The organism is Ensifer sp. EB106-03-01-XG145, assembly GCF_058792075.1.
Genome location: NZ_JBYTEC010000001.1, coordinates 1,291,573 through 1,313,705 on the forward strand (window position 1 = coordinate 1,291,573; position 22,133 = coordinate 1,313,705).

General features: G+C 62.1%; 23 protein-coding genes. 7 read left to right on the plus strand and 16 right to left on the minus strand.

The window, feature by feature from the left end; genetic code table 11:
* Positions 1 to 37 precede the first annotated feature (37 nt).
* From AC3WWH_RS06285 to AC3WWH_RS06305, 5 genes are read right to left on the minus strand one after another with little or no spacing between them, the layout of a single operon-like run.
* The gene (locus AC3WWH_RS06285) at positions 38 to 1,231 is read right to left on the minus strand and encodes a glycosyltransferase family 4 protein (RefSeq protein WP_058321521.1); all 1,194 of its coding nucleotides are present in this window, start codon (positions 1,229 to 1,231) and stop codon (positions 38 to 40) included.
* Between the two features lie 2 nt (positions 1,232 to 1,233).
* Complete coding sequence (locus AC3WWH_RS06290) at positions 1,234 to 2,478, minus strand: O-antigen ligase family protein (protein WP_110878256.1); 1,245 nt, start codon at positions 2,476 to 2,478, stop codon at positions 1,234 to 1,236.
* Positions 2,475 to 4,037, minus strand: a complete 1,563-nt coding sequence (locus AC3WWH_RS06295) for an undecaprenyl-phosphate glucose phosphotransferase (RefSeq protein ID WP_058321520.1) — start codon at positions 4,035 to 4,037, stop codon at positions 2,475 to 2,477. Before AC3WWH_RS06295 ends, AC3WWH_RS06290 begins: the two co-directional genes overlap by 4 nt.
* A gap of 59 nt (positions 4,038 to 4,096) precedes the next feature.
* Positions 4,097 to 5,269, minus strand: coding sequence for a glycosyltransferase family 4 protein (locus AC3WWH_RS06300; protein ID WP_057252401.1), 1,173 nt, complete (start codon positions 5,267 to 5,269; stop codon positions 4,097 to 4,099).
* 5 nt (positions 5,270 to 5,274) lie between these two features.
* Positions 5,275 to 5,850 carry a polysaccharide biosynthesis/export family protein gene (locus tag AC3WWH_RS06305; protein ID WP_492376901.1) on the minus strand — a complete coding sequence of 192 codons (576 nt, stop codon included), beginning with the start codon at positions 5,848 to 5,850 and terminating at the stop codon, positions 5,275 to 5,277.
* A 204-nt stretch (positions 5,851 to 6,054) separates the two neighbouring features.
* Between AC3WWH_RS06305 and AC3WWH_RS06310 the strand changes: the two genes are divergently transcribed.
* Positions 6,055 to 8,244: a GumC family protein gene (locus tag AC3WWH_RS06310; RefSeq protein WP_058321519.1), complete on the plus strand. Its 2,190-nt coding sequence runs from the start codon at positions 6,055 to 6,057 to the stop codon at positions 8,242 to 8,244.
* 55 nt (positions 8,245 to 8,299) lie between these two features.
* Here the strand turns inward: AC3WWH_RS06310 and AC3WWH_RS06315 are convergent, their stop codons facing one another.
* The 3 genes from AC3WWH_RS06315 to AC3WWH_RS06325 all read right to left on the minus strand — a co-directional run bounded on the left by AC3WWH_RS06315 (position 8,300) and on the right by AC3WWH_RS06325 (position 10,686).
* Positions 8,300 to 9,544, minus strand: coding sequence for a GNAT family N-acetyltransferase (locus tag AC3WWH_RS06315; RefSeq protein WP_058321539.1), 1,245 nt, complete (start codon positions 9,542 to 9,544; stop codon positions 8,300 to 8,302).
* Between the two features lie 153 nt (positions 9,545 to 9,697).
* Positions 9,698 to 10,438, minus strand: a complete 741-nt coding sequence (locus AC3WWH_RS06320) for a metallophosphoesterase family protein (RefSeq protein ID WP_058321518.1) — start codon at positions 10,436 to 10,438, stop codon at positions 9,698 to 9,700.
* A gap of 35 nt (positions 10,439 to 10,473) precedes the next feature.
* Positions 10,474 to 10,686, minus strand: a complete 213-nt coding sequence (locus tag AC3WWH_RS06325; protein WP_057252395.1) for a DUF2842 domain-containing protein — start codon at positions 10,684 to 10,686, stop codon at positions 10,474 to 10,476.
* Positions 10,687 to 10,860: 174 nt separating this feature from the next.
* On the opposite strand from AC3WWH_RS06325, the gene AC3WWH_RS06330 reads away from it, so the two are divergent.
* Positions 10,861 to 11,964 carry a COX15/CtaA family protein gene (locus AC3WWH_RS06330; RefSeq protein ID WP_492376902.1) on the plus strand — a complete coding sequence of 368 codons (1,104 nt, stop codon included), beginning with the start codon at positions 10,861 to 10,863 and terminating at the stop codon, positions 11,962 to 11,964.
* A gap of 77 nt (positions 11,965 to 12,041) precedes the next feature.
* Here AC3WWH_RS06330 and argC read toward each other — a convergent pair whose 3' ends face one another.
* From argC to AC3WWH_RS06345, 3 genes are all read right to left on the minus strand, one after another.
* The gene (gene argC / locus AC3WWH_RS06335; protein ID WP_058321516.1) at positions 12,042 to 12,974 is read right to left on the minus strand and encodes an N-acetyl-gamma-glutamyl-phosphate reductase; all 933 of its coding nucleotides are present in this window, start codon (positions 12,972 to 12,974) and stop codon (positions 12,042 to 12,044) included.
* Between the two features lie 151 nt (positions 12,975 to 13,125).
* Positions 13,126 to 14,088 (minus strand): agmatinase, encoded by a 963-nt coding sequence (gene speB, locus AC3WWH_RS06340; protein ID WP_058321515.1) that lies wholly within the window; start codon positions 14,086 to 14,088, stop codon positions 13,126 to 13,128.
* Positions 14,089 to 14,215: 127 nt separating this feature from the next.
* Positions 14,216 to 15,007, minus strand: coding sequence for a phenylalanine 4-monooxygenase (locus AC3WWH_RS06345; RefSeq protein WP_058321514.1), 792 nt, complete (start codon positions 15,005 to 15,007; stop codon positions 14,216 to 14,218).
* A gap of 113 nt (positions 15,008 to 15,120) precedes the next feature.
* Here AC3WWH_RS06345 and AC3WWH_RS06350 point away from each other — a divergent pair, with 113 nt between their 5' ends.
* Entirely contained in the window at positions 15,121 to 15,594 is a 474-nt protein-coding gene (locus tag AC3WWH_RS06350; RefSeq protein ID WP_058321513.1) for an Lrp/AsnC family transcriptional regulator, read from the plus strand.
* 30 nt (positions 15,595 to 15,624) lie between these two features.
* On the opposite strand, the gene AC3WWH_RS06355 is transcribed toward AC3WWH_RS06350, so the two are convergent.
* The 4 genes from AC3WWH_RS06355 to AC3WWH_RS06370 all read right to left on the minus strand — a co-directional run bounded on the left by AC3WWH_RS06355 (position 15,625) and on the right by AC3WWH_RS06370 (position 17,657).
* Positions 15,625 to 15,963, minus strand: coding sequence for an antibiotic biosynthesis monooxygenase family protein (locus tag AC3WWH_RS06355; protein ID WP_058321512.1), 339 nt, complete (start codon positions 15,961 to 15,963; stop codon positions 15,625 to 15,627).
* Between the two features lie 102 nt (positions 15,964 to 16,065).
* A complete protein-coding gene (rpsI, locus tag AC3WWH_RS06360; protein WP_057252381.1) occupies positions 16,066 to 16,533 on the minus strand; it encodes a 30S ribosomal protein S9 in 468 nt (155 codons plus the stop codon).
* 2 nt (positions 16,534 to 16,535) lie between these two features.
* Positions 16,536 to 17,000 carry a 50S ribosomal protein L13 gene (rplM, locus tag AC3WWH_RS06365; protein ID WP_057252379.1) on the minus strand — a complete coding sequence of 155 codons (465 nt, stop codon included), beginning with the start codon at positions 16,998 to 17,000 and terminating at the stop codon, positions 16,536 to 16,538.
* Between the two features lie 225 nt (positions 17,001 to 17,225).
* Positions 17,226 to 17,657 (minus strand): PaaI family thioesterase, encoded by a 432-nt coding sequence (locus AC3WWH_RS06370; RefSeq protein ID WP_058321511.1) that lies wholly within the window; start codon positions 17,655 to 17,657, stop codon positions 17,226 to 17,228.
* Positions 17,658 to 17,825: 168 nt separating this feature from the next.
* Between AC3WWH_RS06370 and AC3WWH_RS06375 the strand changes: the two genes are divergently transcribed.
* Positions 17,826 to 18,647, plus strand: a complete 822-nt coding sequence (locus tag AC3WWH_RS06375) for an enoyl-CoA hydratase (RefSeq protein ID WP_058321510.1) — start codon at positions 17,826 to 17,828, stop codon at positions 18,645 to 18,647.
* Between the two features lie 12 nt (positions 18,648 to 18,659).
* Here AC3WWH_RS06375 and AC3WWH_RS06380 read toward each other — a convergent pair whose 3' ends face one another.
* The gene (locus tag AC3WWH_RS06380; protein ID WP_057252374.1) at positions 18,660 to 19,496 is read right to left on the minus strand and encodes an EamA family transporter; all 837 of its coding nucleotides are present in this window, start codon (positions 19,494 to 19,496) and stop codon (positions 18,660 to 18,662) included.
* Between the two features lie 179 nt (positions 19,497 to 19,675).
* Between AC3WWH_RS06380 and AC3WWH_RS06385 the strand changes: the two genes are divergently transcribed.
* The 3 genes from AC3WWH_RS06385 (at position 19,676) to AC3WWH_RS06395 (ending at position 22,026) form a co-directional block, all read left to right on the plus strand.
* Positions 19,676 to 20,104, plus strand: coding sequence for a CoA-binding protein (locus tag AC3WWH_RS06385; RefSeq protein WP_058321538.1), 429 nt, complete (start codon positions 19,676 to 19,678; stop codon positions 20,102 to 20,104).
* A gap of 204 nt (positions 20,105 to 20,308) precedes the next feature.
* The gene (locus AC3WWH_RS06390) at positions 20,309 to 21,592 is read left to right on the plus strand and encodes an O-acetylhomoserine aminocarboxypropyltransferase (protein ID WP_058321509.1); all 1,284 of its coding nucleotides are present in this window, start codon (positions 20,309 to 20,311) and stop codon (positions 21,590 to 21,592) included.
* A gap of 38 nt (positions 21,593 to 21,630) precedes the next feature.
* Complete coding sequence (locus AC3WWH_RS06395; protein WP_058321537.1) at positions 21,631 to 22,026, plus strand: hypothetical protein; 396 nt, start codon at positions 21,631 to 21,633, stop codon at positions 22,024 to 22,026.
* Positions 22,027 to 22,133 lie beyond the last annotated feature (107 nt).

The following is a 22,133-nucleotide window of genomic DNA, read 5'->3' on the forward strand; positions in this document are numbered from 1 at the left end:
AGCGATTGATCTGTTTTTCATTTCCCTCTTTGCAGCGCTACTCCGCCGGCTGAAGGATTGCCGGTACGCGGCGTTTGGCGGCCGCCTTCTGATAGAGCGTTTCCGTTTGATCGAGCATCACGTCGAGGGTGAAGCGGTCTTTCAGTCTTTGCGCGATGGCGGACAGTTTTCCGAACGTTTCCGGTGTGGCGGCTTTAACCATCGTCTTGGCGAGCAGGGACGTGTCGTCACTGTTCGGCAGGATGAAGCCGTTCTGGCCATCTTCGATGACCGTGCGGGCGCCACCGATATCGGTGGCGATAATAGGCTTGCCTGCGGCCGCCCCTTCCAGCATCACGTAGGACATTGCTTCGTAGCGGCTCGGCATGACCAGAAGATCGAATGCCGGTGCGGCCTGCGGTCCGGTGAAGGCCGAGGTCAGGTGCATGCGGTTCTGCAATCCACTCTCGGCGATTGCCTTGCGCAGGCTCCTTTCGAGTTCGCCCGCGCCGACCATCACCAGATGGCTTTTTTTCACGGATGCGGCGACGCTCTGGAAAGCAGCGATCAGCCGCTCCGGCGCCTTTTGCGCCGAGAGGCGGCCAATGAAGCCGAAGACAAAGGCATCCGGCGCGATCCCGAAGCTGGCGCGAATCGTTTGCGCCATCTCGCATGAGGGCGGGGCAACGCCGTTGACGATCACCGACATCCGCTTTTCCGGCATGTTCAGCGACAGGGCGTGACGATACTCATCCTCCGAAACACAGATCAGATGGTCGGTGAGGAAGCTGGCGAGGCCCCATTCGATCGTGCCGTAGATCAGGCGACCGGCGCGGCCGAGTGTCGGGTCGAGGGTCCGGAAGGCGTGCGGGGTATAGACACGCGGAACATGGGGGCCGGGCAGCCGCAGCCGCGTCAGCGCGCCGGCCTTCGAACTGTGGCCGTGGATCATGTCGAAGTTGCCGCGGCGAATGAGGCGGTGCAATTCAAGAAAGCGGCCGATATCAGAAGGTCCCGGCGCGCGCTTCATATCGACGGCGTGGACGGCCGGCAGGCCGATTGCCTTCAATTCGCGCACGAAACCTTCCTCGGCGCGCACTGGCGAATAAACTGCCTCCACATGGTGCCCGCGCTCGTGCATGCCGCGGCAGAGGTCGAGGAAGTGTCGGCCCGAGCCGCCGCCGCTCGGCTCCAGCACTTGGAGCAGGCGCAGGGGAAGGGCCGTGCGCCGGCCCGCAACGATGTGTTCCATGATCAGGAGCTCCAGCCGGCGCGTGCCTGCCGGCGATGGCGGTATTCGAGAGCGGCACATCCCCAGATGATGCCGAGGAGCAGGTAGAAATGGCGCCAGTGGTCGGTATCGATGACATTGCCGACGCCGACATGGCCGAGAACGGCGACCCAGGCGATCATCAGGTAGGTTTGCCAGGGGCGGTTGAGCAGCAGGAAGCGGAAGCCGAGCGAAAGCGTCCAGATGATCAGCGTGACATAGCTGATGAAGCCGAGCCAGCCGTAGGAGGTCAGCGACTTCAGCCAGACATTGTGCTCGTCTTCCGGGAAGATTGTGCTGAAGACCATCGGCCCGATCCCGAGCGGCTTCTCCATCGACATCAGGAAGCCCAGGCGATGGCGGTCGAAACGGCCGAGATGCCCGCCGTCATAATCCTGCACGAGTTGCGACCGGCTGGAAAAGAGGGTTGCGACTTGCTCGGATTGAAGGGCGACGAGAAGAGCGCCGACGACCATAAGCCCGCCGACGAGCGCCAGCACGAGGATCCTGAGGCGGAAGAGGCCGCTGCGTTCCTTGAGCAGCATGACGAAGACGAAGGCGACGACGCAGAAGAGGTTGAGCGCCCAGGCCGCACGCGAAAACGACAGGAAGACACCGAGCGCGAGGATCATCAATGCGGCGATCTTCGGTGGTGCCTTCTGGATCGGCTGCGTCAGGATGCCATGGATCAGATACATGGCCGGCACCGAGAGAAACGGTCCGAATACGTTGGGGTCCTGAAAGGCGCCCTTGGCGCGGCCATAGAGTGTGAAGTTCTCCGCGCCCGGAACTGCGCCGAAATAGCCGAGAATGCCGAGCAACGCGGTAATGATGGCCGCTGCCACCCAGGCATTGAAGATCAGCCGCAGGCGCTCGTGGCGGTCTTCGATGATCGCGGCGTAGAACACCGACGATAGGGCAAGAAAGCCGGAGACCGCCATGTACATCGGGCCCTTGGTCAAGTCGACCATGACCGTCAAGGACAGGATGCCGCCCACCATGAACAGCGTCAGGAGCGCGAGCAGGGGAGCGACACTGCGGGAAATCTTGAGACCGAAGAGCGCCCACAGGCCAATGAGCGCGACCAGGAACAATTCATAGGGCGCGGGCTCGAAGATGACGAAGCCGGAGAGAAATACGGCGAACGCCACGAGCCCGGAGCCAAGCAGCGAGAGCGCCGCAAGCTGGGGACGAGCGATCGGGAACCGGCCTGTCTCGACGGTGCTCAATAGGCGTTCTCGGTGTTGAGAAGCCGGAAAGGTGTCAGGAACAGGATCTTGAGATCGAAGAGCAGCGACCAGTTTTCGATGTAGTGGAGATCGAACGCCGTGCGCAGGCGGATCTTCTCATCATTGTCGATCTCGCCGCGCCAGCCATTGATCTGCGCCCAGCCGGTAACGCCTGGCTTGACGCGATGGCGAGCGAAATAGCCTTCGACGATGTCGGAATAGGTCCGGTTCTGGGTCTGCGCCGCGACGGCGTGCGGACGCGGCCCAACGAGCGACAGTTCGCCTTTCAGCACGTTGAAAATCTGCGGCAGTTCATCGATCGACGACTTGCGGATGAAGCGGCCGACCGGCGTGACGCGAGGGTCGCCCTTGGTCACGGCGTTGCGTGCCGAAGGGTCGCTCATATGCGTATACATCGAGCGGAACTTGTAGACCTCGATCGTCTCGTTGTTGAAGCCGTGCCGCTTCTGCTTGAAGATGATCGGGCCGGGAGAGGTGGCTTTGACCGCGATGGCGGCGCCCAGCATGATCGGCCATAGGAGCACCAGGGCAACCAGGCTGAAGAAGATGTCGAAGCCGCGCTTGGCGACCGAGTCCCAATCGGCGATCGGCTTGTCGAAGATGTCGAGCATGGGCACATCGCCGACATGGGAATAGCTGCGCGGACGGAAACGCAGATTGTTGGCGTGGGCCGCGAGCCGGATGTCGACCGGCAGGATCCAGAGCTTCTTGAGGAGCTCGAGAATGCGTTTTTCCGCCGTCAGTGGCAACGAGATGATCAGCATGTCGATGCGCGCCAGGCGCGCGAACTCCACGAGCTCGTTGACCGTTCCAAGTTTCGGATAGCCGGCGATGACGTTCGGCGAGCGGCGCTCGTCGCGGTCGTCAAATATGCCGCAGATACGGATGTCGTTGTCGGGCTGATCCTCAAGCGTGCGGATCAGGTCCTTCGCCGGCTGGCCGCCGCCGACGACGACGGCGCGGCGTTCCATCGTGCCGTTGCGGGCCCAGTGGCGAATGGAATAGGCGATGAAGGCACGTTCGGCGACGAGAAAGAGCGCGCCACCGACGAACCAGCCGCCGAACCAGACGCGGGAATATTGGTGGCCGGATTTCAGGAAGAAGAGGGCGATGGCAATCCCACCGAAGGCGACCGCCCAGGCCGCGAGAATGCGCGGCATCACGCGCAGACAGGCGCGCAATGCAGGGATCTGGTAGGTATCGGCGATCTGCATCGCGGCAACCGCCAGCGCCGAGCCTCCCATCAGTATCGCCAGATAGAGCGGCAATTGCTCGAAGCCCGGTTGAACGTAGAGCGCGTTGATCGCGTAGCCGATGGCGAAGAGCGCGCTGAACTCGAAGAGCCGCATCAGCCCCATGATCATGGCCGGCGAATAGGTGTCGGCCCGGAACTGTTCGGCGATTTGCCGCGCCAGCGGATTGAGTTCTGCAGACGGCTCGCCGCTCGGCATCTCGCCCGGCGCACGGGAGCGGATTTCCGAAATCTTCTTGCGAAGCGCTTCGGGATCGAATGAATCCGGGCGGTCAAACTTGTTCATGGCTGTCTTCCGGCGCTGAAGTCCCTCAGTCCGGATAGCAGAAAGCCACTAAGAAACGCTTACGTTGTAGACGACACGCTATCCGTGGACGGCTGGTAACGGCACAATTCCCGGTAGAGCTCTAGCATATCGGACGACATTACCGAAGCGGCGAATCGCGATTTGAATGTGTTCGGCTCAGGCATGACCCGCACCGCCCAGTCCTTTTCGCTGATCGAGCGCGCCATGATGGCGGCCAGTGACTGAACGTCGGCCGGTTCGGCGAGCGCGGCGCTGGCGGCCCCCAGTATTTCCGGGATGCCGCCGACACGGCTGGCAATGACCGGCTTTCTCGCCGCAAGCGCCTCGAGGACGATGTAGGGCATGGACTCGGCCCGCGAGGGAACGACGACGTTGCGCGCCAGCGTAAACGCCTCACGGGTCTTCATCGCCGGTTGCATCCTGATACGGCGGCTCAGACCTTGCTGCAGCATCAGTTCGCTATATTCCTGCTGCTGTGGGCCGTCGCCAATCATCAACGCCGAAAGCGGTCGCCCGACGAGGCGCTCGGTCCGCGCGAACGCCTCCACAAACAAATCGGGACCCTTCAGGTCCCGCATCATGCCAATATAGAGAAAATCGACAGCATCCGGCCGAGGGGCGATCACCTCGAACTCCCCGTCGTCGATCCCATTGTAGATCAGTTCGTGCCGTACACGTGGCGCACCGACCTTGGTGAAATAGGTCTGGCGCTCGAAGTCGCAGACAAAAACGAGCGCATCCGCGAGCCGCTCCTGAACCCGTTCCAGCGGGAAGACAAGCCGCCCGATCAGGGAGCGGCGGCGATAGTGGAGGCTCCCCCCGTGCGGGGAATAGAGGCGGGCTACGCGATACCTGTTGACCCGCAAGGCTGAACCGATGAGGCGGGCAATGGCGCCACCCTTGGCGCCGTGCCCATGCAACACATCCGGTCGCAAACTTCTGATTTCCTTGTAGCCGCGCCATAGCGCGGCAAGATCCGACGGCCCGACTGAGCGGTGAATCGGCATGCGAACGAGGCCGAGCGCCAGATAGGGCCGGATCTCGTCGAACAGTGAATCCTCGTGACTACCCCCGGTGGTGCTGTCGCAGAGAATGCCGACCTCATGGCCGGCGCGGGCGTGCGCCTCGGCAAGATCGCGCACATGGCGGAAAATTCCGCCGACGGGCGATCTGAAACAATGGATGATGCGCAGGGGACGCTGTTGCTGCATCGAGATCAGAACAGGCGTTCGCGGACGTAGATCGTATCGCCGGCGAGAACCGCGTCGGTGATCGGAACGCGGCCGGTGATGATGCGGCCGTTGATCTTGCGGGTAAGGTCGGCGTTGGATTGGTTGGCGCGCGGCGAGAAACCGCCGGCGACGGCAATCGCATTCTGCACCGTCATCCCGGGCACGTAGGCATATTGTCCGGCCTGGCCGACTTCACCCATGATGAAGACCGAGCGGTAGCGATCGACCTCGATCGTCACGTCGGGGTCGCGCAGATAGCCCTGGCGCAACTTGGCGGCGATCATGCCTTCGAGCTCCGGCAGGGTCTTGCCGCGCGAGGCGACCGTGCCGATCAGCGGAAACGCGACGTAACCGGCCTGGTCGACCGTATAGGTGCCGCTGAGGCCAGCCTGTTCGAAGACGTTGATGCGCAGGCGATCGCCGCTGTCGAGGCGGTAGGGCTGGATGGTGGCTTCGCTAAAAGCCTTCGGCGCCGGCTGGTAGCTTGTGCAACCGCTGAGCAACATCGACAGCACTGCCGCCGTGATCGCGAGACCTGTCTTGATAGCTGCGGTTGACATGCGGTTCATAGGCTCCGGAAACGACCCACCTTTTCAGACGTTATCGATCCGTTAGGGTTAATAGCCGGTAAACTCGCGGTAGAATTTTTGCGCCGTATCGCTGCAACGGGGAGGGGTTTATCACCCGGAGGTTGATCGTATTAACCCTTGCGTTACCATGTTCGTTTACCCTCCGGCAAAATTTGAGGGTTCGGAGCCAATAGCATGTCGGGAAGCGGCAGCGGTCAACAGGATGTGGATATCGACCTCGGCGGCCTGTTTCGCGCTGTCTGGGATCGGCGCGTCAAGGTGTTGCTCGCAACAGCCTGTGTGACAGCACTCGCCTTCGGTGCGGCAAAGATGATTGCGCCGGACTATCAGAGCGAAACCCGCGTGCTGATCGAATCGCGCGAGCCGGAGTTCAGCGGCCCCAATCAGTCTTCGCAGGCCGGCGCCGATCGTGTCTTCGACGAATCCGGGATCTTGAGCCAGGTGCAGGTGCTGCGTTCGGCGGACCTCATCAAGCAGGTCGCGCGCAATATGAAGCTCTATGAGCTGAAGGAGTTCGATCCATCGGCAGCACCCTCGGCGCTTTCGGATCTTCTCGTCATGCTCGGCCTCAAGAAGAACCCCTTGGAGATGCCGCCAGAGGAGAGGGTGCTCAAGGAATTCAACGACAAGCTCCAAGTCTATCAGGTCGAGAAGTCCCGCGTGATCGCGATCGCCTTCACCTCGAAGGACCGCCAGCTCGCGGCCGCCATTCCGAACGAAATGGCGAAGGTCTTCCTTACGTTGCAAAGCGGCGCCAAGCTCGACACCAATTCCGAGGCGACCCGCTGGCTGGAACCGGAGATCGCCAATCTGCGCGAGAAGGTGCGGGATGCGGAAGCGAAGGTTGCCGCCTACCGCTCTTCGTCCGATCTGTTGCCGACCGGCGAGACCGAGAATTTCGCGACGCGGCAATTGACCGATATTTCGACCGAGCTGACCCGGGTGCGCGGCGAGCGCGCCAATGCGGAGGCACGCGCTGCCGGCGTGCGCTCGGCCCTTGCAAGCGGCCGGGCGGCGGACACGATCACCGACGTCGTCGGCTCGCAGATGATCCAGCGGCTGAAGGAGACCGAAGCGAATCTGCAGGGGCAGGTTGCCGACCTTTCGACGACATTGCTGGATGGCCACCCACGCCTGAAGGCACTGAAATCGCAACTCGAAGGCATACGCGGACAGATTCGCAGCGAGACCCGCAAGATCCTGGCGAGCCTGGAAAACGAGGCCAAGGTCGGCGAACTGCGCGAGCGGCAGCTCGTCCAGCAGCTGAACGCGCTGAAGGCTCAGTCCGCACAGGCCGGCGAGGAAGAGGTGGGACTGCGTGCGCTGGAGCGCGAAGCGACCGCGCAACGTCAGTTGCTCGAGACCTATCTCGCACGCTACCGCGAGGCGACGTCGCGCACGGTGGAAAATGCGACACCCGCCGATGCACGTGTGATTTCAAGCGCGGTGGTTCCCACGAGCGCGAACTTCCCGAAAGTGCTGCCGATCACGATCGTTGCCGCCCTCGCGACGTTCCTGTTGAGCTGCGTCGTGATCATGCTTGGCGAACTGTTCAGCGGCCGGGCGCTGCGTCCGGTTTCGGCAACCGGCGAGCGGCTGGCACCGGTTCGCCCGCGGCCGGCCTTGGCTGCAAGCGCCACCGATATCCCGATCATGGCAGCGGATAGGCAGCCTGAAGTGGCGCCTGTCACCGAGGATAATGATGCAGTCGAACTGGTGCCGGCGGCGCAAATTCCGGCTGCAGATACGGACACCGTGGAGGCTGCCGCCGAACCGGACTTCTCGATCGAGGCGGTGGCGGAACATCTTCGCGCCACCGGCGCGCGTGTTGCGATTTCGGTGTCGCCGGGCGGAGACGAAGGATCGACCGCAACCGTGATGCTGGCGCGCTTGCTGGCTGAGGACGATATCAAGGTGGTGCTGATCGACCTGACCGGTTCGGCCTGCCCGACGCGCCTGATGGCGCGCTCGCCGCAGCTTCCCGGAATAACCAACCTGCTGGCGGCTGAGGTGCCCTTCACGGATACGATCCACGCCGACCGCTTCTCTGATGCACACGTCATTCCCCAGGGCGATGCGGATCCGCGGCAGGCGATGCGGGGCATCGAACGGCTGAAGATGATCATCGACGCCCTGACCAACGCCTACGATCTCGTTCTAGTCGAGTGCGGCCCGGCGGACGAAATGGCTGTCGAGAAGATTACCGGCCGCGATGGCGCAGAGATCATCCTCTCGGCGCCGTCGGTCAGTGATGAGCGGATCGTCGAGGTTCTGACCGGTTTCGGTGCGGCCGGTTATCGCGACATCGTTCTCATGACCGGGCAGGCAGCCGATCCGGAGTATCCTGACCGGGATGCCGCCTAACCGACGACGGCGTGTCGAAAGCGAGAAGTCAACGCGGGCTGCTGCTGTTCGGCCTTCAGTCCCCGGTGCTTTGTGCACCGATTTTGCCTTGCCTGAACCGCCTCGCTCGCTGCAGGCGGGCGTAAACGGCCTTGTTCGACTTCGCCGCTGCCTTTGCGCGTACGACAAGGTGATGGCGCAGGGCGGCAAGGCGCCCCGGGAGGGTCACCGGTAATGTAATGTCACGCAACGGCGTCTCGATCGTGCACCAGGATCGCTTGTAGGGTTGGTCGCCGACACCGAAATCGAACAGGCGCACGCCTTGCGTCGAGAGGCGTTCGATCATCCGATAGAACAGCAATTCACCCGGACTTGCTTCGCCTGCCAGCGTCTCGTCGATCGAGCCGAATTGGCAGATGACATGGTCGCCCTTGAGCGAAATCCCGGCGACGGCAACGACCTGCCCGTCACGTTCTCCTCTAAGCCGGATGGCGTTGAGCTGCATGAGCTGTGGGTTGCCGTACTGATGGGAGGCAAGCGCATGGAAGAAGGCCTGTGTCTCGGCGTCCTGAAAGACGTCGGGAAGGCCGAGTGTTGCGAAGCGCGTCGCCTTCTGCCGGAAGAAGGTATCGAGCAACGCCTGCGCCTCGCCGGGGGTGCGGGCGATCACGTAGTCGTAGCCGCCCATCTCCGTCAGTCGTCGTTCGGAGATGCGCATCTTCTTGCGGCGGCGCTTGGCGTTGATCTGCGCCAGTGTGAGTTGAATGCTGCCGAGGAGGGGCAGCTGGAATGACGAATTGGGGTTTGCGACGCCTGGAAGTGCGGCAAAGGGGCTGACGCCGCCACGCCACTCGCTCGGCATCCGGTCGAGCATGACGACATCCGCAAGGCCGCGGAGCGCCGTTCGAATATCCCGGGCCAAGGCGTGGGCCAGTGCCGGAGTCATGACTGCGGAGGCGCCGTCGACAAAGAGCCCCGTGTTGAGGTTGCTGTGTTCCGTTCCGATCAGGCGGGCTGTTCGAAACAGGCGCCCGTGCCTGAGTTCCAGCGGCAGAATGAGGAAAAGCTCGCCATCGAACGCAACGCGCAGCAGCAAGAGATCGCTTCCGTGCGTCTCTGCCCAGGCACGGCACCAGTCGTAGGCATGATGCAGCGAGTTGCCGGCAAGACCGTCGAGCGAACGCCATTCGGCCTCCAGCGGCTCCATGGCGCGGTGGATCGAAATATCGAAGCGGCGCGTGACATCGGACGGACCCACACGCATGGACGCGCGCGGGCGACGGTCGCCGGAGCCTTCCATGGTCAGATCGGAGTTCGTCATCGAAGGTGCCATCCGGTCCCTGTTGCCGAGCGATTGAACTTCAAGGCAGCTACGATCCGTTTAATGCAGCAACTCTTATGAACGGCAGTGAAGAATAACCGGAGAACGCAGTTAGCAAAGCGTGAAGCGTTGCGGATATCTCACGGCGCGGCTTCAATCGATAAAGCCTGTGGCCAGTGCCCTTGCCCATTCCAGTCGGTTGCGGCTGGCCGCGAGCCGGGACATCGCCATCCAGTCGTAGGGAACACTGCGGAAGGTGACGCTCCACCCTGACGGCGTCTGCTCGACGACGGCGTAGCGTGCATCCGGCGAGCCCGCCTCGACCTTGTGCGGCACGGGCTGGTCGTCGTCATAACCGGGGCAGCCGACGCTGCCGGGGTTGACCACGAGGCGGCCGTCTGAAAGGCGGATGGCGCGCTGGATATGCGTGTGTCCGCAAAGGATGACCGGATAATTGATGCCGGCGGCTTCAGCCTCGATTGCCGAACGCGCCGCCATGTGGACGGTGCCGTCGGTCGTCAGAGCCTCTAGCCAGTAGGTCTCATCGTTCGTCGGCGTCGCATGGCACAAGAAAAACGTTTCCCTGTGGACGTGCGCGACGGGCAGGGTGGCCAGCCATTCGCGGTGCTCCGGCTGCAATTCATCGTAGGCGGAGCGATCCGATAACCCCAGGTCCCGGGGGTCGACTGTCAACAGATAGCGATCGTGATTGCCTCGGATCGAGGGGATCGCGCGCTTCATGAGGATGTCGGCAGTGCGCGCTGCATTGAGCGGGCCGCTCACGTGATCGCCGAGGTTGACGATGTCGGTGATACCGAGCGCATCGATGTCGGCGAGAACGGCCTCGAGCGCGAGATCGTTGCCATGGATATCGGCGATGACCGCAAGTCTCATTTTTGCGTCTCCTCAAATGGCCGCTGCGCTTTGGCTCAGCGATCGCGAGCCGGCTTTTCCATCCATTTGATAATCAGCATGGCTGGCAATATCCAGAGCAGGCCGGTGAAGAAGAAGTAGGCCAGATGCACCCACCAGGGTGCGGCGCCGAGCAGCAGCGAGGCAAAGGTGACGGCAGCCAGTGCGTAAACGACGACGAGGATGATGATCAGGATCGTGCCGATCAGCTTTCTGAGGCGTACGGGCATTTCACTTCTTTCAGATGGCTTGCATGGGCGCGGACCGACCGCGACGGCATGCCGCAAAGGTTTCGGTCTTGTTTTGCATGCCGCTCTGGTGCAAATCAACGGCTTTCCGAAAGGTGCGACCGTTGATCCGTCCGGTCGCGCCGCCGACAACCCTGCGATACCAGAGGCAAAATAATGGCCGGCGTCGAAATGGCGACAGAACAGATGCTTCGAAACGAGATCGGCAAGACCGAGCGCAACCGCCGGCAGATCCGCGGCTGGCTCGCCGTCGTTATTTTCACGCTCTTTGCGCTCGTGCTTGTCGGTGGTGCAACACGCCTCACGGAATCGGGGTTGTCGATCACTGAATGGAAGCCGATCCATGGTGTCATCCCGCCGCTTTCGGCCGCTGAGTGGGAGGAAGAGTTCCAGCTCTATCAGCGCATTCCGCAGTATCAGCAGATGAACAACGGCATGACGGTTGACGAGTTCAAGACGATCTTCTGGTGGGAATGGGCGCATCGCCTACTGGCCCGCACCATCGGGATCATCTTCGCTCTGCCGCTCGCGTTCTTCTGGCTGACTGGCCGGGTCGAGCGCAAGCTCCGGATGCCGCTTCTCGGCATCCTCGGCCTTGGCGGCTTTCAGGGTTTCATCGGCTGGTGGATGGTTTCCTCCGGCCTCGTCGAGCGCACCGAGGTCAGCCAGTACCGGCTGGCGACGCACCTCGTCATTGCCTGTCTGATCTTCGCCTCTTGTATGTGGATCTTCCGGGGGCTCAGTCCGCATTCGAACGACGCAGCGCCCACGGATCGTTCGCGCAAGATGGCAATGATCATCGCCATCTTCAGCCTGTTCCAGATCTATCTCGGCGCGCTCGTCGCCGGCCTCGACGCCGGCTTCAGCTACAACACCTGGCCGCTGATGGATGGAGCGATCGTTCCGCAGGACCTGTTCCTGCAGCAGCCCTGGTGGATCAATCTGTTCGAGAATCCGAAGACGGTGCAGTTCGTTCACCGGATAGGCGCCTATGTGCTGTTTGCCTTCGCGCTGATGCACATGATTGTCTCTCTGAGGGCTGCTCCTGAGACGACCCATGCGCGGCGCTCTGTGCTTCTGTTTCTGCTCGTCTCAGCCCAGGCGGTCATCGGCATCACCACGCTGGTGCTGCAGGTGCCGATCGGCTGGGGCGTGCTACACCAGGGCGGTGCCCTTGTCGTGCTCGGTTTCGCCATCGCCCACTGGCGTGGTTTCTACGGCGAATATCCGCGGCCGACGGCGATCGAGCTGCGCGACTGACGCTTCAACATATGTGATAAAAAAAGACCCCGACGAGCGGCTCGCCGGGGTCTTTTGTTTTTCCAGGCTGCCGCCGATCAGGCCGACAGCATCAGGTCCATGTTCTGGACGGCCGCGCCCGAAGCGCCCTTGCCGAGATTGTCGAGCAGGGCGACGAGGTTCACGTGATTGCCGCCGGCGGTGCCGAAGACGAAGAGCTTCATCGTGTCCTTGCCGGCAAGCTCGGTCGCGTCGATGCGCGCGAGCTTCTCGCTTTCCGCAAGCGGCACGACCTCGACGATCGACTGCCCGGCATAGTGCTCGACCAGCGCCGAGTGGATCGTCTCCAGCGTTGCGCCGGCGGCAAGATCCTCAAGATAGAGCGGGACTTGGACGATCATGCCCTGCGCGAATTTGCCGACCGAGGGAGCGAAAATCGGCGCACGGTCGAGCAGGCCGTGCATCTTCATTTCGGGCACGTGCTTGTGCTTGAGCGGCAAGCCATAGAGGAAGTGCGGCGCGCTGATGTGGTCCGCATTGGTCTCGTCTTCCATCTGCGCGATCATCTGCTTGCCGCCGCCGGTGTAGCCGGAAACAGCGTTGACCGTGACCGGGTAGCCGTCCGGTAGGATACCTGCCTGGCGCAGCGGCCGGATCACGCCGATGGCGCCGGTCGGATAGCAGCCGGGATTGGCGACGTGGCGTGCATCGCGGATCTTCTCCGGCTGCGCCTTGTCCATTTCGGCAAAGCCATAGGCCCAGTCCGGGGCGATGCGGTGTGCCGTCGACGTGTCGATGATGCGCACCTTGTTGTTGCCGGAAACCATTGAAACCGCTTCGCGCGACGCATCGTCCGGCAGGCACAGAATGGCGATGTCGGCGTCGTTCAGGAGATCTTCGCGCATCGTGGCGTTGCGTCGTTCCGCTTCCGGGATGGAAAGCAGTTCGAGGTCGCTGCGGCCGGCCATGCGCGTGCGGATCTGCAGGCCCGTGGTGCCGTGTTCGCCATCGATGAAGATCTTCGGTTTCATGATTTTCCCGTTCTGTCAGTGATTTACGGATAGTTCCGGAATCATTCTGGCATAGAATTGAATCAATTTCTCAACAGGCCGGCGGACCGCCGCCAGCCCTGTTAGTTCCTATACAAGCAGCCGCCCCTGGTCGCAACGGCGATACGGTTCTTCAGCGCAGCGGTGCGCGTTCCGCAAGTTTCTCCGCATGCAGTCCCAGCATGAACATGGCGACAGTGGCGCCCGCGATTGCGGTGACTTCGGCATGGTCGTAGGCGGGTGCCACTTCGACGACATCGCTGCCGACAATCGTCAGGGCGCCGAGCTTGCGCAGCACCGAGAGGATCTTGGCGCTCGACGGGCCGCCGGCAACCGGCGTGCCGGTGCCGGGCGCGTAGGCCGGGTCGAGGCAATCGATGTCGAAGGTGAGATAGGCCTTGCGTTCGCCGACCTGCCGGATGATCGTTTCGGCAATCTCGGCAGCACTCATTTCCTCGACGTCATAGCCATAGAGAATGCGAATACCGCAGTCTTCGGGTGCGTGGGTGCGGATGCCGATCTGGATCGAGGCGTCGGTATCGATCAGGCCCTCGCGTGCGGCACGTCCGACGAAGGAGCCATGATCGATCCGCCCCCGTTCGTCCGGCCAGGTATCCTGGTGTGCGTCGAACTGCACGAGGGCGAGGGGGCCGTGGATGGCCGCCTGCGCCTTCAGGATCGGATAGGTAATGAAGTGGTCGCCGCCGAGCGTCTGCAGATAAGCGCCGCTTCTGATGATTTTCACCGCTTCGCGCTCGATCGTCGCCGGCGTCTTCGAATGGTTGCCGTAGTCGAGCAGGCAGTCGCCGTAGTCGATCGTCGCCATCGCGGCAAAGAGGTCGCGCTCGAAGGGGTACTGCGGATCGTTGTCGAAGATGGCGGAGGCGCGACGGATCGCCTGTGGCCCGAAGCGGGCGCCAGGACGGTTGGACGTGGCGGCATCGAAGGGAACGCCCCAGACTACGGCGTCGACACCCTTCAACTGCTTCGAATATTTGCGGCGCATGAAGGAGAGAATGCCGGCATGCGTCGGATCGGATGCCGCCGATGTGAGTGAGCGCGCCGTCAGCGCATGATCGATTGTCCTGTTGGCCATGTCCCGTCTCTGCTTCAGGGCGGGATGAAGAGAGCCGTGTGCTCGTATCCCGCTCTAACTTGTGGTGGCGAGACGTTGGACAATCGTCGCCGGCAAGGCAAGGCCCTGCCGGCCGATTCTTCCGCGATTACGAAGCCTTGGCTTCGTAGGTCGGGGCGAAGTCGCCAAGCGCCTTCGCTTCGGTGATGCGCGCGGCGATATCTTCTTCGATGATCGTTTCGAGCTGGGCGAAGCTGTCGATCACGTAATAGATCGGCTGCACGATATCGATGCGATACGGCGTGCGCAGCACGGTCATCAGGTCGAACGGCCGGAACTCGACACCCGGTGTCTCCATGGCGTTGCGCGTCTCGTTTGGCGAGGAGACGATGCCTGCGCCGTAGCAGCGGCGGCCCTTCGGCGTGTTGATCAGGCCGAACTCGACGGTGAACCAGAAGATCCGGAACAGATGCCAGGAGTAACCTTTGCCGAGCGAAACGGCCTTCTCGCCGAAGCGACGGACGAAGTGGGCGTAACTCTGGTTGGTGAGCAACGGGCAGTGACCGAAGACTTCGTGAAAGATGTCGGGCTCTTCGATGTAGTCGATATGCTCACGCCGGCGGATGAAGGTCGCCAGTGGAAACTTGCCCTGGGACAGAAGCTCGTAGAAACGGGACGGCGGAATGAGCGCCGGCACGCCTTCGACGCCGAAGCCGGTGGTTTCCGCTAGACGGCGGTTCACGTCCTTCAGCTGCGGCACATGATGCGGCCCCAGGTCGAGTGTCTTTGCGCCTTCCAAATATTCGTCGCAGGCCTTGTCAGCGAGAAGCTTCATCTGCCGCTGATAGAGCTCGCCCCAGATCGCATCTTCTTCCGGAGTGTAATGATAAGTTCCGTCCGGTTCCGGCAGTTTCGCAGTGTATGTACTCTCCTTCGTCATGACGTCTCCTCATTCGTCAGAACAAATCTCCTGTTGCAATTGTATCGCGGATGGCGCGAGTATTTGTTCCACAGTTGCCAGACACGGGCCTGATGACGGGAGGAAATTTCAAGATGCCGTCCGATGTGAAAGAAAATCTCCAGCCCGTTCGAAAGCTGCTGCGATTGATTCAGGCTGATAGCGGCCAGTCGCTCTCCGATCTCGCCGAGAAGGCGGGCATGTCGCAAAGTTCCGCCTGGCGACGGCTGCAGGAACTGGAGACGGATGGCGTCATTCGCAAGCGGGTGGCGTTGCTCGATCCGGCAAAGCTCGATCTGAAACTCTGCATCATCGCTCACGTGACGCTGGAGGATCATCATGACGAGGCGATCGCAGCCTTCTCGGCGTTGGTGCGCGATCGCCCGGAGATCATGGAATGCTACGCTCTATCCGGCACCTTCGATTATATGCTGAAGATCCGCGCCAACGACGTCGAAAGTTACGACGCCTTCATGACGCGCTACCTGATGCGCAACCCGCATGTGCGCACGGTCGTGTCGAGCTTCGTGTTGCGTGAACTCAAGTCGACGACGGAACTGCCGATCTGAAGCGGTTCGGTCATGGCGACTGCCGGGACCCTATGAGCGCTCGAACCCGTATTGCCGCTCGATCTTGCCGACACGGACTTGATAATCCTCGTACCAGCGCTCGCGGCCGAGCCGCTGGGCGGTCAAATGCCGGACGTCGCTTTTCCACGCCGCGATGCTCTCCTCGTCCGCCCAATAGGAATTGGTGATGCCGGAGCCATCAGCACCACGCACGCTTTCGAGCCCGAGAAAACCTGGCTGTTCGCGCGCCAGCCTCTCCATCTCCGTGCCCATATTGTCGTAGCCGTGATCGCCGGCCGTCCGTCGCGAGGAGAAGGTGACGATGTAGTAGGGCGGCTCTGGGGTCTTGGCGACGGGGGAGCTTGTCATGCGATGCCTCGGAGGATCGATGCTGCGGGATACGGTGGGGGCGATGATAACAAAAAAAGGCGGAGCAAAGCCCCGCCTTTCCAAGTCGCAGTTTGGAAGCGATTAACGCTTCGAGAACTGGAACGAACGACGTGCCTTCGCACGGCCGTACTTCTTACGCTCGACCACGCGGCTGTCGCGGGTGAGGAAGCCACCGCGCTTCAGAACGGAGCGCAGGCCCGGTTCGAAGTAGGTGAGGGCCTTGGAGATGCCGTGACGAACGGCACCGGCCTGGCCGGAGAGACCGCCACCGGCGACCGTCGCGTCGATGTCGAACTGGCCGTCACGGGCAGCTGCGACGATCGGCTGCTGCAGGATCATCTGCAGAACCGGACGAGCGAAGTAGTCGAGGTACGGCTTGCCGTTGATGGTGATCTTGCCCGAGCCGGGCTTGACCCATACGCGGGCAACAGCGTTCTTACGCTTGCCGGTCGCGTAGGAGCGACCCTGGGCGTCGACCTTCTTGACGTGAACCGGAGCAGCCGGTTCCGCGGTCGTGGCGATGTCCTTGAGAGCGGAAAGGTCGGCCATTATTAGGCGCTCCTTGTGTTCTTGCTGTTCAGCTTGGCGACGTCGAGGACGGCCGGCTGCTGTGCTTCATGCGGGTGGTTGGCGCCTGCGTAAACGCGCAGGTTCTTCATCTGGCGACGGCCGAGCGGACCACGCGGAACCATGCGCTCGACGGCCTTCTCGATGACGCGCTCCGGGAAGCGGCCTTCGATGATCTGGCGCGCGGTGCGCTCCTTGATACCGCCGGGGTAGCCGGTGTGCCAGTAATACTTCTTGTCGGTGTACTTCTTGCCCGTCAGAACTGCCTTCTCGGCGTTGATGACGATGACGTTGTCGCCGTCGTCAACATGCGGGGTGAAGGTAGCTTTGTGCTTGCCGCGCAGGCGGTTTGCGATGAGGGAAGCGAGGCGACCAACAACGAGGCCTTCGGCGTCGATGATGATCCACTTCTTCTCCACCTCTGCAGGCTTCTGAACGAAGGTTGCCATATCTAAACTCTTTCTTTGGACCCGGGCGGCGAACCGCCGGGCGTTTCTTGTTGCTTGGTTTTGCCCGGTTTCCCGGGCAAAAGAAGAAAGCGGCCCTTGAGGACCGCGATCTGCGGCAGCTTATACGCAAGTGCGAAACAAGCGTCAAGAACGCGAAATCTGTGCGATGTAAATAAATATAAGCAAAAACAATAAGTTACATGTATGGTATTTTGATACCACACTTTAACGCGGCGGAATCGAATAGGTCGCCGTTGCATGGGCCACGAGATCGTCGTCACCGACCTTAACGATCGATGCGTCGAGAACGGCGAGCCGCTTGCCGAGTTTGAGGATCCGGCAGGTACATTCGAGCGGTTCCGGGTCCGGCTTGCGCAGGAAGTTGATGTTGAGATTGGTGGTAACCGCAAGCGCGACCGGACCGATATGGGCGATCAGCGCGATATAGGCGGAAACGTCCGCAAGCGCGAAGAGGGTGGGGCCTGAGACGGTGCCGCCCGGACGGATGTGCCTTTCGTTCGGATCGAGCCGCATGGTGGCAAAGCCTGGGCCTGCCGCCGTGACGTGAAAGACCTTGCCATCAGTGTGGACCTGCGGAAAATCCGTGTCGAGAAACCGGTTGAGTTCGTCGACGGTCATGATCGGCTCGATGGTCATGCATTGCATCCTTCAACATATTCGCCCGCCACCTGAAACCGGCCGACGGCCGGACGCAAGGCAGAAAAAGGTCGTAGACGGAACGCGCCGTCTGGTTTTGCGCTCAGCTTGCACCGCGCGCGTGTCCGGCGTACCACCAAGCCCGAGTAGAAGTTTCAGGAGAAAGAGATGGCCGAAGTGGTATCGTTCAAGAAGGAAGAGCCGAACGGCCTGCTGCTGCGCGAACGTTCCGGGCCGGTGTTGCGGCTGACGCTCAACAACCCGCCGGCCAATGTATTGTCTATCGCCATGATGGAGGCGCTGCACGCCGAGTTCGATGCGGTCGCCGCCTCCAAGGAAATGAGGGTTGTTGTGCTTTCCGCGTCGGGCAAGCTGTTTTCGGCGGGGCACGACCTCAAGGAAATGACCGCGCATCGCGAAGACGACGACCGGGGCCGGGCCTTCTTTGAACAAACGATCCGCCTTTGCGCAGACTTAATGCTGAAGATCACCCGGTTGCCGCAAGCCGTCATCGCTGAGATCGACGGGCTCGCAACCGCCGCCGGCTGCCAGCTTGTCGCAAGCTGCGACCTGGCGATCTGCACCGACAGCTCCACCTTCTGCACGCCGGGCGTCAATATCGGCCTCTTCTGCTCGACGCCGATGGTCGCGCTCACGCGCGCCGCGCACCGCAAGCAGGCAATGGAGATGCTGCTGACCGGCGAGACCATCGATGCGTCGACCGCCAAGGATTTCGGCCTCGTCAACCGCATCGTGCCGCAGCAGTATCTGCGCCAGGTGGTCGACAAATATGCGGCTGTGATCGTCTCGAAGTCGCCGCAGGCGCTGAAGATCGGCAAGGAAGCCTTTTACAGCCAGGCGGAGATGGACCTGCCGGAGGCCTATGACTATGCCGTCGGCGTGATGGTCGAGAATATGCTGGCTCGCGATGCCGAGGATGGCATCGGCGCGTTCCTCGGCAAACGCATGCCGGAGTGGAAGGAAGACTGATCTACGGCATCGTCAGGCGAGCTTCAGCAGCAGCGCGCCAAGCGCGATGACGCAGGCAGCCGCAATGCGCCAGACGCTGACCGGTTCCTTGAGGAACACGACCGAGATCACCACCGCAAACAGGATCGACGTCTCGCGAAGGGCGGCGACGGTGGCGACCGGTGCCTTGGTCATCGCCCAGAGCGCCAGGCCATAGGCGCCAATCGATCCGGCGCCGCCGATCAGACCCCGCCACCAGTTCTTATAGACGTGGCGGGCGACCGGCTTGATGCCGCGGCGGGCAAAGGCCCAGGCGAAGAGCAGCACCGGCGGCAAGAGCGCCATCCACAGCGTGTAGGAAATCGCATTGCCCGATACGCGCGCGCCGATGCCGTCGACAAAGGTGTAGCTGGCGATGACGCAGGCGTTAAGGAGGGCGAGCACGATCGCGTGTTTTCCGCCCTTTCTGGACTCGAAGGCGAGCGTCAGCACGCCGACAGAGATTGTCAGAATGCCGAGCATCGTACCGAAGGTAAGCTGTTCGCCGATCAGCGCGCCGCTGGTGGCCGCGACGATCAAGGGCGCAGTACCGCGCATCAGCGGATAGACAAGACCGATATCGCCAGCGCGATAGGAGGCGGCGACGAGCTGGAAATAGGCGAACTGGAACAGGGCCGAAACCAGGATGTAGGGCCAGGCTTCCGGCTTCGGCAGGGGCAGGAATGGCAGGAAGGGGATGGCCACGGCGGCGGCCCCGAGCGCGATCATTGCTGCGTCGAGCGATTTTTCCGAGCCTGCCTTGACCAGGGCATTCCAGGTCGCGTGCAACAACGCCCCGAACAGGACGAGCGCAATGACTTCAAGCGGCAAGATGGAACCTCGGAAACGATGTGGCGGGCCTGGTGAAGCTTGTGGCGCCGCTCGCACGCAAATGCAACCGTAAAGTCTTGTATTGCGTCAGGGTCTGAGGCGCATTGCTGCACGAAGTTGACTTGGAAGGGAGCGGCCCCATTATACGGCCGTTTAATTAGATGGATCAAAAGCCCCACATGAATCACGACGCCTATCCGGACTACTATCTCGCCGACATCCTGCGCGAGACCAAGACGATCGCTCTCGTCGGTGCCTCGCCGAATGCCGAGCGGCCGAGCCATCGGGTCATGGCGTTCCTGTTGCGCAAGGGCTATCGGGTGATTCCGATCAACCCCGGCCATGTCGGCAAGGCCATTCAGGGCCAGACCGTCGTCGGCCGGCTCGCCGACGTGAAGGAACCGGTCGACATGGTCGATGTCTTCCGCGCCGCCCATGCCTTGCCGGCGCTCGTTGACGAGATCCTGGCGCTGGACACGCTGCCGAAGGTGATCTGGGGACAGCTTTCGGTGCGCCACGACGGCGCAGCGGCGAAGGCGGAAGCGGCCGGGATCAAGGTGGTCATGGATCGCTGTCCGGCAATCGAATATCCGCGCCTGATCGGCTGATCTCGGCCCGCAGAACGGCTGCGGCTTGCGCAACCGTCAGTTTCGTAAAAATCCTCTTTGACCGCACACGTAGGCTCTGGAATAGTGCCGCCACCTCCGCGCTGGGCCACGGAGGTTCGATAGCGGATCACACGCAGATTCAAGGTGATAGAGCGTCCTCGGCGCGCCGGCTGGCGGCCGCGCTCTGGTCATGGGAGGGACGAAATGACGAAAGACAACCCTGGTTTCAACACGCTCGCAATCCATGCAGGGGCACAGCCCGATCCGACCACGGGCGCGCGGGCGACGCCGATCTACCAGACGACGAGCTTCGTCTTCAACGACACCGACCATGCCGCGGCACTCTTCGGCCTCCAGCAGTTCGGCAACATTTACACCCGCATCATGAACCCGACCCAGGCGGTGCTGGAGGAGCGCATCGCGGCGCTCGAAGGCGGCACGGCTGCGCTGGCCGTTGCCTCCGGCCATGCGGCTCAGCTGCTCGTCTTCCACACGATCATGAACCCGGGCGACAATTTCGTCGCAGCCAACCGGCTCTATGGCGGCTCGGTCAACCAGTTCGGCCACGCCTTCAAGTCCTTCGACTGGCAGGTGCGCTGGGCCGATCCTGCTGACCCCGCCTCGTTCGAGGCGAAGATCGACCGGCGCACCAAGGCGATCTTCATCGAGAGCCTCGCCAATCCCGGCGGCACCTTCGTGGATATCGCCGCCATCGCCGAGGTCGCCCGCAAGCACGACCTGCCGCTGATCGTCGACAACACCATGGCGACACCCTATTTGCTGCGGCCGCTGGAGCACGGCGCCGATATCGTCGTGCATTCGCTGACGAAGTTCATCGGCGGCCATGGCAATTCGATGGGCGGTGTCATCGTCGACGGCGGTACCTTCGACTGGTCGAAGTCGGGCAAGTATCCGATGCTTTCGGAGCCGCGTCCGGAATATGCCGGTGTCGTGTTGCACCAAACCTTCGGCAACATCGCTTTCGCCATTGCCGCGCGTGTCCTGGGACTGCGCGATTTCGGTCCGGCAATCTCTCCGTTCAATGCCTTCATGCTCGTGACCGGCGCCGAGACCCTGCCGCTGCGCATGCAGCGCCATTGCGACAACGCGCTTGCGGTCGCCAAGTGGCTGAAGACGCACGACAAGATTTCGTGGGTCAACTATGCCGGGCTTGAGGACGATCCCAACCACGCGCTGCAGCAGCGTTATTCGCCGAAGGGTGCCGGTGCCGTCTTCACCTTCGGCCTCAAGGGCGGCTACGAGGCGGGCAAGCGCTTCGTCGAGGGGCTGGAAATGTTCTCGCATCTGGCGAACATTGGCGACACACGCTCGCTCGTCATCCACCCGGCCTCGACCACCCATCGGCAATTGACGCCCGGGCAGCAGGTAGCGGCCGGCGCCGGCCCCGATGTCGTGCGTCTGTCGGTCGGCATCGAGGATGTCTCCGACATCATCGCCGACCTCGAACAGTCGCTGGCAAAGCTCTGATGCGTCGGCCGGTCGCAACTTTCCGTGACCGGCTTCCAATGAACGTCGCGCTATGCAAGCATAGCTGCATGTTCGCTGTCGTCGCGCTCCGGCGCTTTCTCTGTGTGTTGGCGTTGCTCGGGATCGTAATCGTTCCCGTGAGCGTCAGCACGGCTGCGAGCGCCATGGCTCTTTCGTCCGACATGCAGATGGATGCGATGACAGGCATGGACGACATGTCCTGCTGTCCGGAGCGGCAACCTGCTCAGAAGAACGATTGCGGAAAGACATGTCCCCTCGCGCTCGTCTGCTCTTCCATCATCCTTGCGCACGGCAGCAAGGCGAATAGCTGGCGCATCGATCTGTCGGCACGCGAGCTGTCGCATCCGGTCCTCCAGGAAAACGGCCTGCCGTCTGCTCTCGTCGAACCGCCGGCACGGCCTCCCAAAGCCTGATCTCACCCTTCGAGCCACTGGATTCGCTCTGCCCGCAATGGCGGAGGCATCCGACTATCGTATTTTTCAGGGACGTGGCCGACGCGCCCGTCCTGGGTGAGATTTCA